The organism is Clostridium sp. CTA-7 (assembly GCF_054768095.1).
In genome coordinates this window covers 1-15,852 of the sequence record NZ_BAAAAV010000005.1, presented here as the reverse complement: position 1 = coordinate 15,852, position 15,852 = coordinate 1, and the positions used below count along the sequence as shown (strand labels likewise).

The window sequence follows — 15,852 nt, the reverse complement described above, 5'->3', positions numbered from 1 at the left end:
TAAAAAGGAGAAATAATTTGATAAAAAATAAATAATGCATGATATAAGATTGAAGAAATAGAAAATTAATATTTATATAATTAATAAAAATGAAATTTTTATATTTTTACAAAAGTAATAATTTACCATCTAGCGCGGTTATGCTATGATACTTAAAAGGGGGTATTAATATGGGGAATAATAGAGGTAAGATAATTTTAAAAACTATTATATGGGGGATAGTTTGGTTTGTAGTAGCATCTATAGTTGGGCTTGTAATAGTAAAACTTGATAAGGATAAAAGCTTCGAAAATATATTATTTATAGAAGGGATTATATTAATCTTTGTAGGAATATTTGCGTCAATATCAGGTGATCCAATAGGCCTTTCTCTTCAAGGGGCAGGACAAAATAGTGCTCAATATTTATCTAATGCAAACTTAGAGATTACTAAGATGGAGAGGGAGAAATCTAATAGAAAATTAGATATAGCGTTAGCAGTTAGTACATTATCTTTAATTATAGGTGGGGTTATTAGCATAATAGTTACATTTATTATATAAAAACACTAGTTTAAACTTATATAATAAAATTTAAATATCTAGAAGTTAAATAGTATAAATTAAATAATAAAATTAAGTGTTAGAGAGTAAATAGTAAAAAATTATTTACTCTCTATTTTTAAGTTGTGAGTAAAATTTGTATTAAATAATAAAAATTATTATTTAGTCTTGCCTAGGTTAATGTTACTATAGTATTATTTTATATAAGTAAGAAAAACTAATATTTAATTATAGAGAATTAATTTAAGATTAGAAGTAAATATTATGGAGGTATATATGTTAAATATAGGATGTCATTTATCAACAACAAAGGGTTTTAAAAATATGGGAAAAGAAGCACTAGAAATAGGAGCAAATACCTTTCAATTCTTTACTCGTAATCCAAGAGGTGGTAAAGCAAAAGAAATAGATATGGAAGATATGCAAGGACTTTTAAAAATAGCAAAGGAAAATAATTTTACAAAGATATTAGCCCATGCTCCTTACACTTTGAATGCTTGTTCAGCAGATGAAAGAACAAGAGAATTTGCAAGAGAAATGATGCTTGATGATTTAGAAAGAATGGAGCTTATGCCAAATAATTTATATAACTTTCATCCAGGAAGTCATGTAAAGCAAGGTGTAGAAATTGGAATTAATTACATAGTTGATTTACTTAATTCTGCACTTAAAAAGGAACAAACAACTACTGTGCTATTAGAAACAATGGCTGGAAAAGGTTCAGAGGTAGGTAGAAACTTTGAAGAAGTTGCAGAAATAATATCAAGAGTTGAATTAAAAGAAAAGATGGGAGTATGTCTTGATACTTGCCATATATATGATGCAGGATATGATATAGTTAATGATTTGGATGGAGTTTTGGAAGAGTTTGATAGAGTAATTGGATTAGATAGACTAAAGGCAATTCATTTAAACGATAGTAAAAATCCATTTAAGAGTCATAAGGATAGACACGAAAAAATAGGGGAAGGTTTCTTAGGATTAGAAGCAATTACAAGAATAATAAACCATCCTAAGTTAAAAGATCTACCATTTTTCTTAGAAACACCAAATGAACTTGATGGATATGCTAAGGAAATTGAGTTATTAAAAAGTAAGCGTGAAGAATAGAAAATAATAATTTTAAATTTTACATTAGTTCATTTCTCTTGATATACTTTTCTTTCTTGTGTATCATTATTATATTAATTATAAACAAAAGGTGTGTTAATAATGGAAGAGTTAAAAAAAGCTATTAACGAAATAACTAATGAAGAGATTATAAAAATAGTTATTAGTAATAAGATGAATAAAGAAGTTAAATATAATAAGATAAGTTTTTTATTAAAGGAAAATAGTAAGAGTAAGAAATATTATCAAATAGAGAAGTTTACTGATAAGCAGGTTTTTCATGAGAATATTGAAGCTTATGAATTAGAAGAAAAAATATTAGAAATTATAGATGGAAATTATAAACAGTTATCTGCATGGTCTAATGAAACTACTTTCGATTTAAAGTTATCTAAGAAGGGAAAGATATTTCTAGGTAAGAAAAAAAGTAATAATATAAAACTTGCTAATAAGAGTCATAACAAGGAAAAAAATTATATCTTAAAAGAGGGTATGATTATAGAGCCTTTAATAGATCTAGGTGTTTTCACAAAAGAAGGCAAGGTAGTAAATTCAAAGTATGATAAGTATAAGCAAATAAATAGATTTATAGAAATTATAGATGATGAAATAAAGAAAAATGACTATAAGGAACTTACTATTTTAGATTTTGGTTGTGGTAAATCTTATTTAACCTTTGTTCTTTATTACTATTTTGTAGAAATTAAAAAGATAAAAGTAAAAATGATAGGTTTAGATCTTAAAGAAGATGTAATTAAAAAGTGTAATGATATAGCTAAAAGATATAACTATGAAAACTTACATTTTGAGCTTGGAGATATAAATGGATATAAGTATGAAAATAATGTAGACATGGTAATTACTTTACATGCTTGTAACACAGCAACAGATTATGCTTTATATAACGCAATAAAATGGAATGCAAAAATGATATTTTCAGTACCATGTTGCCAACATGAATTTAACCATCAAATGGAGGCAACTTCTCTTTCAATATTAACTAAATATGGTATAATTCAAGAAAGAGTAGCAGCCTTAATGACAGATGCAGTTAGAGGTAATCTTTTAGAGGTAGCTGGCTATAAAACTCAGCTTTTAGAGTTTATAGATATAGCACATTCACCAAAGAATATATTAATTAGAGCTTCAAAAGCTAATATATCAAAAGAAAATAAGGAAAAATCATTAAATGAAGTTCATTCATTAATGAAAGAATTTAATTTTAATCCTACATTACTTAACTTACTAAAAAAAGATGATCTTATATAATATACAATGCTATGCTCTAGGGCATAGCATTTGCTGTACTTATGACTAAGCCACACCAATTTTGAGAAAAATAATATAGCAATTCAAAAATATAAAATCAAAAAAGTTATATCAATAAATGAGAGGTGGATGATGGATACAATGAATATAAATGAAGTAATTTTAAAAATAGAAAAGAAGTTAAATAGAGAATTTATCGGACAAAGAGATTTTATAAAAGAATTAACTCAATACTTTGAAAATAAGATATTAAGTGAAGAAAAAGGAATATTAGTTTTAGCAGGACATAAAAATACCTTTAAAAAAGCTAGTGTAAGGTTAGTTTTTGAAGAACTGTATAGCAACACCTTAATTAAGAACAAGAATTTAGATGAGATAGATTTATCTTCCTATAATTTTAATATGGGATATAATGCATTTTTAACTGATTTACATGAAAAATTAGATAATAATAATTCAGAGGGGGTAATGTTTAAGAATACAGAAAAAGCAAACCCTGAAATACTAGAATTTTTATCAATCATATATCCTAATACATGTATTAAATTAGATAATGACTATGTTATAAAAAATAAATTTTTAGTTGAGGCTGGGGCAAAGGACAAAGATAAGATAAACAAAATAGTATGCCATAATAAGTTTTTTATATTTATATATAATTATGAAAATAAGGAGAGTTTTAGAGAATTTTCTGAAAGTACTTTAAATAATAGAGATAAGATTATTTATACAAGAGAGCTTACAGATAAAGAAAAGAATATCATTATAAAAAATAAGCTTACAAATGAAATTGATAGGATAAAAAATGAATTTGGGGTACAAATAATACTAGGGTTTAAAGAAAATATCAATGAAAAAGAAGATTTTGAAGTTTTTGAGTACCTACAAAAGAGCTTTAGCAAAAACGGAAGCTTTGATATAACAGAATATATATCCTATAGAATAAGTGACCCTTTAAGAAATTTAATAAATAAGGAATCTATAGAAGAAGATTCTAAAATATTACTTTATATAGATAATAATAGAATTTATTCTAAGATTAATAACAATATATATAGGCTAAATAAGTATTCAATACCAACCTTAGATAAAGTTAAATACAGATTAGAATCAATTATAGGTATGAAGGAACTTAAGGAGTTTTTATTAAATATAGAAAACAACTTTAAGGTTCAAAAAATTAGAGAAAAGTTAGGGCTTAGAACATCAAAAATATCTTTAAATATGATATTTGCAGGAAATGCTGGTACTGGAAAAACTAATGCAGCAAGAATAACTTATGAATATTTAAATGCTTTGGGTCTGTTATCAAAAGGAGTTTTGGTTGAAGTAAGTAAGGCTGATTTTGTAACAGAAAATACTACTGAGACAGCAAAAAGAACAAATGAAATTATAAACTCAGCTTTAGGAGGAGTATTATTTATAGATGAAGCTTATGCTTTATGTGAAAGTGAAGATGACAAGGTTGGTAAAGAAATAGTAGATGCCTTATTAAAGGGTATAGAGGATAATAGAAATAAGTTAACTGTTATATTAGCAGGGTATGAAAAAGATATGGAAAGATTCTTAAGTTTTAATCAAGGACTTAAATCAAGATTTCCTAATACAATTCATTTCGAAGATTATAATCCATCTGAAATGTATGAAATAGCAGTGCAAATTGCAAAAACTAAGGGGTATAGAATTGCTAAAAATGTAAAAAATGATTTGATAGATTTATTTACAAGAAATCAACTTACTGGAAAAAATGATTTAGGAAATGCCAGATTTGTAAGAAATATAATAGAAAATGCAATAATATATTCATCCAGAAAGTATTTAAATAATAATAAAAGTGAAATAGATCTTTTAGAAAGAGAGGACTTTAATTTTAAAGTCAGTGCTAAATTTAATTTAGATGAAAAGCTTAAAGATATTATAGGCCTTGAAGAAGTTAAAAATCTTTTAGGAAGTCAATATAAGCTGTTAGTGGCACAAGAAAAGAGAAAATCTGTTGGTGTTAATACAGAAATAGAGCAAAACTTAAATATGGTATTTGCAGGTAATCCGGGTACAGGAAAAACAAGTATAGCTAGACTAGTGGCTCAAATGTTAAATAGTATGGGATTCTTAAAGATAGGTCAATTAGTAGAAACAGATAGATCTAGTTTTGTATCCAACATACCAGGAGAAACAGCAAAGAAAACTGAGAAAAAATTTAAAGAGGCTTTAGGTGGAGTATTATTTATAGATGAAGCTTATACTTTAGCCAATGATAGCTTAGGAAGGGAAGCAATAGAAACACTTCTTAAATTAGTTGAAGATTATTCAAGAGAAGTAATAGTAATTTTAGCAGGTTATGAAAAGGAAATGGAGGAATTTTTTGATGTAAACATAGGATTAAGATCAAGATTCCCATTATGGACAAATTTTGAAGATTATAATCCAAATGAGCTTTTAGAAATGGCAATAAGACTTGTTGAAGCAAAGGGATTTAAGTTATCAAAAAATGGTCATTTAGCATTAAAGAAAAGTTTTGTAGATATTTATGAAAATTCTGATGCTCAATCTGGTAATGGAAGAATGGTTAGAAATTATGTTGAAAATTTAATTAGAATTCAAAGTATAAGAATTGCAGAAGAAGATATAAGTGTTTATGAAATGAATTTAATTACAGCTAAGGATATAGAAAAACTAAATACATCACAACATGATAATGAGTTTGATTTAGAAGAAAGATTAAGAACCTTAGTTGGGAATGAAGATGCGAAAGAGTTTTTAAGAAATCAATATAAGCTTATGAGAGTTAAAGAAAAGAGAAAAAAATTAGGATTATCAACTGATATAAATAGATATATGAATATAATATTTACTGGAGAAATTGGAACAGGTAAAAAGACAGTACTAAATATATTATCAGAAACTCTATATAGTATGGGAATAGTTAAGGCGAAGAATATAGTTGAAGTAAACAAAGATGAATTAATAGATAATATAAACCTTGGAATATCATTAGAAGATATATTAAATAAGCAAATAGGTAAGGTTGTATATATAGATGTAGCTGAGTTTTTGCTAGAAGAAAATTTAAGTAGAATAATTAAAGATCTTATAAAGTTTATAGATAAGAATAGTAACAAAATAGTTATTACATTATCAGGTAAATCAAAAGATATTAAAAAACTTATGTATTTAAATCCAGAGTTAAATTATAGATTTCCATCTATGTTAAGCTTTAAGGATTATAATAAAGAAGAGCTATTTAATATGTCCTTAAGTATTTTAGAAAGTAAGGGATATATATTAGATGAAACTTCAAATGAAGCATTAGATCAAGCAATACTTGAGCTATATCATAATAGAAATTTAAACCTTAGAAATGGACTTATGATAAAACAATACTTAGATATTTTAATTAGAGAGCAAAGTATTAGAATTTGTGATCCTAAAATAAATAACAAAGAGATGAGCATAATTATTCCACAAGACATTATTAAAAGTAAAAATGAATTTTTGTTTAAAAATATTCTAGAATAATATAAATAAAAAGTAAGTAGATATATTTAATTTAAACTGTCCTTGACAGGAAGAGAGTTTAATTGTCTACTTACTTTTTTATAAAATTAATTTGTTTTATAAGGCTCTGCGTCAGAGAAGTGTGCAGTAAAATATCCCTCAGGAAGGTCGCCTCTTAAAGAAGTATATAGCTTATCGCCAAAGTAAATAGCTACTTTATCAACTCCAAAGTTATACGCATAGGTGCAAATTAATGAAGAGGCTAGTCCGCTTTCGGTAGCAGAACCAAGAGTCATTTTGTCTGCAAAGGAATCTGAGAATACAACTGTTAAAACCCCAGATTTTTCATCTAACTTAGCAGAAGTTACTCCTATTTCTTTAGTTAAAGCTAAAAAGTCATCACTAGGCAAGTTGTTTTGAAGTTCATTAGTTAAGGCTTTTACTAAAGCTTTATCTTCTACTTGTATAGTTTTATCATAGTAGTATAACTTAAGCTCTTGGCTATTAAAAGCATAAATTCTACAGTCCTTTTTTGTTATTTTATTTTCCTTAGTATCAGTATTTTCATTTTTTTTATCATCAATAGGTTTTTCTTTATCTTTATTTTCTTTAGTAGAGTCTCCCTTAGAGTCTTCATTAGGTTCTTGTTTAGATTCTTCTTTAGTTTTTTGTTTTTCAGGCTTTATAGCATCTGCTATTTTATTACAGCCAATTAAAGAAAGTGAAAATAAAGTAGATATAAATAGTATAAATAATTTTTTCTTCATTTAATCACTCCTAGATAATATTAAAAAATATTGTTATATATATCATAATATGAATTTAATAAATTTTTAACAATTATTTTCTTAAATTTCCCTAATAATTATTTTTTAATAAATGTTAGCAATATTAAGTTGTGGATAATTAAATTATAGAGGTTTTACATTAGTAACATTTATATTTATATATTCATTAGGTTCCATAATTATATGACTGCCTTCATAAGGCTTACCATTAACTAAGATAATAACTTTATTAACTTTATAATTATAACTATAAGTTAAAGCTAAGGTTTTTAATGCTGAAGCCTCACTTCCAGAGCCAACATGCTTTAAAATGTTATAGTATGAAGAAGATAAATCTACAGTTAAAATTCCATTAGCCTTATCTAATTTAGCAGAACGAACAGCTAAATAATCTTTAAAATTAAATAACTCTTCATTAGGAATATTTTTCATTTCATTAGTTAGAGCTGTTACTAAAGCACCATCATTTACATTAATAGATTTATCCTTATAGTAAAAAACATCATCAGCACCGTTATAATAGTAAATTCTACAATTCATAGTTTTAACTTTATTTGTTTCTGGATTTGAAGATGTTAAGCTATAAGGAATGGCAGAAGAGTAATCTACTTTAAAATAACCCTCAGGAAGGCTACCTTTTAAAGAAGTGTATAAATCATCGCCAAAATAAATAGCAACCTTATCAACTCCTAAGTTATATCCATAGGTGCAAATTAAAGAAGAAAGTAAACCGCTTTCAGTGGCAGAGCCAAGAGTCATTTTATTTACATAAGAATCTGAAAAGACGACCTTTAAAACTCCTGTTTTACTATCTAGCTTAGCAGATGTAATTTGAACCTTATCAGTTAAAGCGAGAAAGCTAGATGTAGGTAAATTACTTTGTAACTCTTTAGTTAAAGCCTTTATAACAGCTTTATCTTTAACAGCAATTTCTTTATCTACATAGTAAAGTTGTAACTTTTCTGAATCAAAGTAAAATAATCTATATTGCTCATGGGTTATAGATGCATTATCCTTATCAGAATTACTTAAAGGTGGTTTAGTAGGTTTTGACTTATCGTTATTATCCTTTGGAATCTTGTCTTTATCTTTCTCATTTTTATCTATATTATCTGTTTTATTAGTGTTATCATTGTTAGTATAATTATTAGAATGCACAGAGTTATCCTCAATTTTATTGCAACTAATTAGCATAAGTGAAAAAAATAAAGCGAAGAACAATGAAAATAGACGTTTTTTCATTTAATCACTTCCTAAATATATTATTAATATAGTTTATTGATATACATAATTTTTATTGACAAAAATTTTATATAAAAGATAAATAATTAGAATAATTTTTTGAATTTTAATAAAAGATTAATTTATTGCATAAATATTTGAAATATAATATAAATTAAATTAATAAAATAAAAGAAAGGAGAAGCGATGAAAAAGTTTTTTAAATTTTTAGGAATAACTTTATTAATAGTGATTTTAGGGTCAGGAATATTTTTATTTTCTATAAGGGATAGAGTATCTTTATATGTAAATATATTTAAAAAGTATAACTCAGTAATAAAAAATGGTTATAATATAGAGGATAAATCATCTTTAGAAGCAATAGAGTCTATTGATTATAAAGATGTTGAATATAAAAATACAAATGGTGTTCCATTAACATTAGATATATATGGGCCAAAGAAACAGGTAAAGGGAGGCTCTCCAGTAATACTTTATGTTCATGGTGGAAGCTGGGTATATGGAAATAAGGAAATACCTCAGGCCATATCTCCACTTTTAGACTCCTTTAGAGAAGAAGGCTTTACTATAATAAGTACTAGTTATCAGCTAATGAGAGGAGAAGAAATATTTAATAAACAAATTAGTGATGTTAAGGATACTATTAGATGGATTCATAAAAATAAGAGTGTATATGGATTTAATGATGAAAGAATAGGAGTGATAGGAGCATCTTCAGGGGCACATTTAGCTTTAATGGCAGCTTATACAGATAAAGAAGAATTTGTTGATGCAAAAGAACTCAAAGACTATCCTTCAGATGTTAAGTATTTAATTGATTTTTTTGGACCAACAGATTTAACTACATTAGATATGGAGAATGTTCAATGGGATTTAGAGCAAATTATAAATTCTGTAGGTGAATATAAAGATCATATATTGGGGGAATATAGTCCAATTAATCATGTGAACAAAGGTGAGCCTAATACACTTATAGTTCATAGCAAAAAAGATATTATAGTACCTTATAAAAATGCAGAAGAATTATATGCCCAATTAAAAGAGAATGGAAATAAAACAGAACTTATAAGCTTAGAGGGAGCTAGTCATGACTTCTCTGAAATTGATTTAGATGAGATTATGTCTGTTGGAATAAAAATGTTAGAGTTTATATCAAAAAATATGTAGTGGCATATAAAATAGAAAATATTTAAACATAAGAAATTAATTTAAATATATAAAAGTGATTTTAATATAAAATTTGATAATATGTATAAAAAGTGCCTTATCAAATTGATAAAAATAGGCTATAAGCCTTAAAAAGATAATAAAATACTACTATTCACCAAAGTGATAAAGAATTATCGAAATGATAATTCTTTATTTTTTTTAACTGAAAAGACTATGAAAACATTGAAAAAACATTAAAAAGCTTATTAAAAACCTTAAAAAACTTGGCACAGGTTTTGCTTAATATATAAGTGAAGATTCTGATAACAAAATATTAAATACATTTAAACTATAAGGGGGAAAAGAAAATGGATTTTAAAAATATTAAAGTAAAGGCAGAGGGATATAAAGTTCAAATGACTAAATTTTTAAGAGATTTAGTTGCTATTCCTGGAGAAAGCTGTGAAGAAAAAGGTGTTGTTAACCGTATAGCTGAAGAAATGAGAGCATTAGGTTTTAATAAAGTTGAAATAGACCCACAAGGTAACGTTTTAGGATATATGGGAACTGGTAAGACATTAATAGGGTTTGATGCTCATATTGATACTGTTGGTATAGGAAATAGAGCTAACTGGAACTTTGATCCATATGAAGGATATGAAACAGAAACTGAAATAGGTGGACGTGGTACTTCAGACCAATTAGGAGGAATAGTTTCAGCTGTTTATGGTGCAAAGATAATGAAAGATCTAGATCTTTTAACTGAAAAATATACAGCATTAGTCGTTGGTTCAGTTCAAGAGGAAGACTGCGATGGACTTTGTTGGGAATATATAATTAAAGAAGATAAAATTAGACCAGAATTTGTAGTTTCTACAGAACCAACAGATGGTGGTATTTACAGAGGACAAAGAGGACGTATGGAAATTCGTGTTGATGTTCAAGGAGTTTCATGCCACGGTTCAGCTCCAGAAAGAGGAGATAATGCAATTTACAAAATGGCTGAAATATTAATGAATATTCGTGACCTTAACGAAAATGATGCAGCTGATACTAAAGAAATAAAAGGCTTAGTAAAAATGTTAGATGAAAAATATAACCCAGAGTGGAAAGAAGCTAACTTCTTAGGAAGAGGTACTGTTACAACTTCTCAAATATTCTATACTTCTCCAAGTCGTTGTGCTGTTGCTGACTCATGCTCAATTTCCTTAGATCGTCGTATGACAGCAGGTGAAACTTGGGAAAGTTGTTTAGAAGAAATTCGTGAACTTCCAGCTGTTAAAAAATACAATGCAACAGTAAGCATGTATAACTATGATAGACCAAGCTACACTGGTTTAGTATATCCAATCGAATGCTACTTCCCAACTTGGGTAATCCCAGAAGATCATATTGTAACCAAAGCAATGGAAGAGTCTTATAAAGGTCTTTATGGAACAATAAGAAGTGGTGCTGCTGTAACTGATGAAATGAGAAAAGCTCGTCCGCTTACTGACAAATGGACATTCTCAACAAATGGTGTTTCAATAATGGGACGTAATGGAATTCCGGTAATAGGATTCGGACCTGGTGCAGAAGCGGAGGCACATGCGCCAAACGAAAAAACTTGGAAAGAGGATTTAGTTAAATGTGCTGCTGTATATGCTGCATTACCAACAATTTACTGTGATAATAAAGAAAAATAATAAAATAGTTTAATTTGTAAATTGAAATAAATAAAAATTAATATAATGAAGGGTAGGAATTTTAAAATGGCTTTAATGAACAAATACATTAATGAACTTAATCAATTAGATTTCTCAAAAATGCATAATGATGATTTTATGGAAACTTGGAAAAAAAGCGATGATGAATTAAAGGCTGTTTTCACAGTTGCAGAAGCTTTAAGAGAGTTAAGAAGAAATAATATTTCTACAAAAATATTTGATAGTGGTCTTGGAATTTCTTTATTTAGAGATAATTCAACTCGTACAAGATTTAGTTTCGCATCAGCTTGTAATCTTTTAGGATTAGAAGTACAAGACTTAGATGAAGGAAAATCTCAAGTAGCTCATGGAGAAACAGTTAGAGAAACAGCTAATATGGTTTCTTTTATGGCTGATGTTATAGGTATCAGAGATGATATGTATATAGGTAAAGGAAATACTTATATGAGAGAAGTATCAAAGGCTGTAAGAGAAGGATACGAAGAAGGAACTTTAGAACAAATTCCAACTTTAGTTGACTTACAATGTGATATTGACCATCCAACACAAGCTATGGCAGATGCTCTTCATTTAGTTAATGAATTTGGTGGAATAGAAAACTTAAAGGGTAAAAAAGTAGCTATGACTTGGGCATACTCACCATCTTATGGAAAACCATTATCAGTACCTCAAGGTATTATTGGATTATTAACAAGATTCGGTATGGATGTTGTTTTAGCTCATCCAGAAGGATATGAAGTAATGCCAGAAGTTGAAGAAATTGCTAAAGAAAATGCTAAACTTTCAGGTGGATCATTCACAAAGACTAATTCAATGGAAGATGCATTTAAAGATGCTGATATTGTATATCCAAAGAGTTGGGCTCCATTTGTTGCTATGGAAAAGAGAACAGATTTATATGGAAATGGAGACTTTGATGGAATAAAGGAATTAGAAAAAGAATTACTAGCTCATAATGCTGAACATAAAGATTGGCAATGTACTGAAGAGTTAATGAAGACAACTAAAGATGGAAAGGCATTATATTTACATTGCCTACCAGCAGATATTACTGGAGTTAGTTGTGAAACTGGAGAAGTTGATGCTTCAGTATTTGACAGATATAGAAAACCTCTTTATAAAGAAGCTAGCTACAAGCCATATGTTATAGCGGCTATGATTTTCTTAAGTAAAGTTAAGAATCCACAAGAAATTTTAGAAAAATTAGAAGAAGCTCATAAGGATCGTCAACTTAAATAAGCTTAACACTATAAATAGGCTTTTATCCTAAAATACTAAGTGATGGATAAAAGCCTCTAAAACATTTAGAAAAAATAAAATTATGAATCATAAATTCTAAGGGAGTATTGAGGGAGAGAAATTATGAAAAAGAAAATTGTAATAGCATTAGGTGGGAATGCATTAGGAAATAATTTAGAAGAACAAATGGGCGCAGTTAAATCAACTGCAAAGGCTATTGTAGATTTAATTGAAGAAGGACATGATGTTGTTATATCTCATGGAAATGGACCACAAGTAGGTATGATTAATCTTGCTATGGATGCTTTGACTAAGTCAAATCATAAATATTCATCAATTCCAATGTCCGTATGTGTTGCAATGAGTCAAGGTTATGTAGGATATGACTTGCAAAATGCACTTAGAGAAGAACTATTAAGTAGAAATATAGATAAGTCAGTAGCAACAATTATTACTCAGGTTGAAGTAGATAAAAATGATAAAGCGTTTGATAATCCAACTAAACCAATTGGAAGCTTTATGACTAAAGAAGAAGCAGATGTTTTAATTTCTAAAGGAGAAAATGTAGTTGAAGATGCTGGAAGAGGATATAGAAGAGTTGTTGCATCTCCAAGGCCAAAAAGTATTATAGAGATTGATACAATTAGAAGTTTAGTAGATTCTGGACAAGTTGTTATAGCATGTGGTGGTGGTGGAATTCCAGTAATGAAAGAAGGAAACCACTTAAAGGGTGCTAGTGCAGTTATAGACAAAGATTTTGCTAGTGCTACATTAGCTAAAGAATTAGATGCTGATTTTCTAATTATATTAACAGCTGTAGAAAAGGCTGCTATAAACTATGGCAAGGAAAATGAAAAATGGTTAGATAATGTTACAGTAGAGGAAATGAATAAATATGTGGAAGAAGGACATTTTGCTCCAGGCTCAATGAAACCAAAGGTAGAGGCAGGAATAGAATTTGCACAATCAAAAGAAGGAAGACATGCCCTTATAACATTATTAGAAAAAGCTAAAGAAGGAATTCAAGGCAAGACTGGAACAAGGATTATTAGATAATTAGGAGGCTTAATAATGGGAGAAAAGATACTGTGGAAAGAAAACACCATGCCAAAAAGTAAAAAAGATGGTGATTTAGATTTTTTAAGTATGGATGAAATAAATAAAGCTAGGAACTTTCATAAGAGTTTTCCAGAATATAGTGTTACACCATTAGTTAATTTAGAAAATTTAAGTGAAAAACTAGGATTAGGTGGAATTTATTTAAAAGATGAATCCTATAGATTTGGATTAAATGCTTTTAAAGTTTTAGGTGGATCTTATTCAATGGGTAAATATTTAGCACAAAGGTTGAATATGGATATAGCAGAATTACCATATGAAAAATTAACTTCAGATGAAGTGAGAAAAGAGCTTGGAGATATAACTTTTGTTACTGCAACAGATGGAAATCATGGAAGAGGTGTTGCTTGGACTGCTAATAGATTAAAACAAAAGTCAGTAGTTTATATGCCAAAAGGATCTTCATTAATAAGACTTGAGAATATTAGAAAAGAAGGAGCAGATGCTTCAATTACAGATATGAATTATGATGATGCTGTAAGACTTGCAGCTAAATATGCAGAAGAGCATAATGGAGTAGTAGTTCAAGATACAGCTTGGGAAGGTTATGAAGAAATTCCAGCATGGATAATGCAAGGATATGGAACTATGGGACTTGAAGCATTAGAGCAATTAAGAGATACTTATAAAGTAGAAAGACCTACCCATATATTCTTACAAGCGGGGGTGGGATCACTTGCAGGTGGAATACAAGGATTTTTTGCTTCAGTATTCGGAGAAGAGTGTCCAACAACTGTTGTAGTTGAAGCTAAAGAAGCTGCTTGCTACTATGATTCAGCTATAGCAAATGATGGGAAACCAAGAGCTGTTGGTGGAGATATGCCAACAATAATGGCCGGACTTGCATGTGGTGAAGTTAATATAACAGGCTTTGAAGTTTTAAAGAATCATTCTAAAGCTTTTGTATCAGCACCAAATTATGTTGCAGCAAATGGAATGAGAGTTCTTGGAAATCCACTTAATGGAGATGATAAAGTAATATCCGGAGAATCAGGAGCAGTAACATTAGGATTAGTTTATGAATTAATGACAAATCCAGAATATAAAGACTTAAAAGAAAGCATTGGGTTAGATGAAAATTCAAAAGTTTTAGTGTTTAGTACTGAGGGAGATACAGACCCAGATAAATATAGAGAAATTGTTTGGGAAGGAAGCTATAATAGATAATTTACAATGGGTAATTTAGGAGGTAATTCAGAAGCTGAATTACCTCTTTTTCTAATTTCCAAATTTTCATTATTTAATCTTTCTGTATGTTCTCCAAGTTGGCTATAATATTAAGTGAGAAGAAATATTAAAATCTATAAGAGAAAGCTGAAATGTTTATGAGAAATGATATGAGTTATAATATATTTGAATTGCGAAATGAAAAATGCCGCATATCCATTCTTCTTTCTGAATAGTGTGGTATTTCAATATGTTATTTATTTTTTACTTGGTAATATATTTATCCCTAAACTGGAACACTTAGATTTTTAAAATACACATGCCACATACATAGCCACATTCCCAACATTCTTTAATATTTTCAAAATGCGTTAACGGATGTTTAAATCTTATGAAAATATTTCCGACTTTAATATCATCAACCTCATTTTGCTCATTTGAACAATCTACATTTATTTTTTCTTCGAAAACATCTTCGTACATTTGAATTTGCTGCCTAGGAATACTTAAGAATTTACCACACATCAGAAATTTTATAAAATACGTATCTTCTTCGTTTGAATAAACTTTCTCTGTAATTATTCTAGTAACATCAACTCCCATTTTATTGAAAAAATCTCTTTCTGCTACAATCATGTTATTACAATACCTTACATATTTTTCATTAACATTTTGCGGTAATGTTAAATAATACATTCTTGTTTTGTTAACATCAATATCTACTACCCATTTATCTAAGTTGAAAATCATAGCGCTACCCCTAAAAATTTTAGTTTATATGTATACTTTAAGTAAATTATAACATATTTTAATACCACATTATTCAGCTTTCAAAGATCATATTTTATCTAATTCGCAATATATTTGAATTACGAACTAAAAATACCGCATATTCCTTTCTGTAAAATGTACCCTATAAGATAGACAACTAAAAAATGTCTATTTTATAGGTTTTTTTATGTATAATAAAACATAACGATAGGAGTGGATTAGATGAGTAGCAAGTTATTTACGAAGGAAGAAATA

Annotated in this window: 12 protein-coding genes; 9 read left to right on the top strand and 3 right to left on the bottom strand. The window is 28.2% G+C overall.

What is annotated here, in order from left to right:
* The first annotated feature begins 170 nt into the window (after positions 1–170).
* The 4 genes from ACYUEX_RS11195 (at position 171) to ACYUEX_RS11180 (ending at position 6,437) form a co-directional block, all read left to right on the top strand.
* Positions 171–542: a hypothetical protein gene (locus ACYUEX_RS11195; protein ID WP_460288215.1), complete on the top strand. Its 372-nt coding sequence runs from the start codon at positions 171–173 to the stop codon at positions 540–542.
* A 276-nt stretch (positions 543–818) separates the two neighbouring features.
* Positions 819–1,652 carry a deoxyribonuclease IV gene (locus ACYUEX_RS11190; RefSeq protein ID WP_460288213.1) on the top strand — a complete coding sequence of 278 codons (834 nt, stop codon included), beginning with the start codon at positions 819–821 and terminating at the stop codon, positions 1,650–1,652.
* Positions 1,653–1,754: 102 nt separating this feature from the next.
* Positions 1,755–2,921, top strand: coding sequence for a class I SAM-dependent methyltransferase (locus ACYUEX_RS11185; RefSeq protein WP_460288211.1), 1,167 nt, complete (start codon positions 1,755–1,757; stop codon positions 2,919–2,921).
* Between the two features lie 129 nt (positions 2,922–3,050).
* Entirely contained in the window at positions 3,051–6,437 is a 3,387-nt protein-coding gene (locus ACYUEX_RS11180; protein WP_460288209.1) for an AAA family ATPase, read from the top strand.
* Between the two features lie 86 nt (positions 6,438–6,523).
* Here ACYUEX_RS11180 and ACYUEX_RS11175 read toward each other — a convergent pair whose 3' ends face one another.
* Entirely contained in the window at positions 6,524–7,183 is a 660-nt protein-coding gene (locus tag ACYUEX_RS11175; RefSeq protein ID WP_460288207.1) for a GerMN domain-containing protein, read from the bottom strand.
* A 144-nt stretch (positions 7,184–7,327) separates the two neighbouring features.
* Entirely contained in the window at positions 7,328–8,446 is a 1,119-nt protein-coding gene (locus ACYUEX_RS11170) for a GerMN domain-containing protein (protein WP_460288205.1), read from the bottom strand.
* Between the two features lie 186 nt (positions 8,447–8,632).
* Here ACYUEX_RS11170 and ACYUEX_RS11165 point away from each other — a divergent pair, with 186 nt between their 5' ends.
* From ACYUEX_RS11165 to dpaL, 5 genes are all read left to right on the top strand, one after another.
* On the top strand, positions 8,633–9,613 hold the full coding sequence (locus ACYUEX_RS11165) for an alpha/beta hydrolase fold domain-containing protein (RefSeq protein WP_411168272.1): 981 nt from the start codon (positions 8,633–8,635) through the stop codon (positions 9,611–9,613).
* A 350-nt stretch (positions 9,614–9,963) separates the two neighbouring features.
* Positions 9,964–11,280 (top strand): YgeY family selenium metabolism-linked hydrolase, encoded by a 1,317-nt coding sequence (locus ACYUEX_RS11160; protein ID WP_411168271.1) that lies wholly within the window; start codon positions 9,964–9,966, stop codon positions 11,278–11,280.
* A gap of 66 nt (positions 11,281–11,346) precedes the next feature.
* Positions 11,347–12,540 (top strand): knotted carbamoyltransferase YgeW, encoded by a 1,194-nt coding sequence (gene ygeW / locus ACYUEX_RS11155; RefSeq protein WP_460288203.1) that lies wholly within the window; start codon positions 11,347–11,349, stop codon positions 12,538–12,540.
* Positions 12,541–12,663: 123 nt separating this feature from the next.
* Positions 12,664–13,596 carry a carbamate kinase gene (gene arcC / locus ACYUEX_RS11150; RefSeq protein ID WP_460288202.1) on the top strand — a complete coding sequence of 311 codons (933 nt, stop codon included), beginning with the start codon at positions 12,664–12,666 and terminating at the stop codon, positions 13,594–13,596.
* A 15-nt stretch (positions 13,597–13,611) separates the two neighbouring features.
* Positions 13,612–14,826 carry a diaminopropionate ammonia-lyase gene (gene dpaL, locus ACYUEX_RS11145; RefSeq protein ID WP_460288201.1) on the top strand — a complete coding sequence of 405 codons (1,215 nt, stop codon included), beginning with the start codon at positions 13,612–13,614 and terminating at the stop codon, positions 14,824–14,826.
* Between the two features lie 300 nt (positions 14,827–15,126).
* Here the strand turns inward: dpaL and ACYUEX_RS11140 are convergent, their stop codons facing one another.
* Positions 15,127–15,576: a hypothetical protein gene (locus ACYUEX_RS11140; RefSeq protein WP_460288200.1), complete on the bottom strand. Its 450-nt coding sequence runs from the start codon at positions 15,574–15,576 to the stop codon at positions 15,127–15,129.
* Positions 15,577–15,852: the final 276 nt, after the last annotated feature.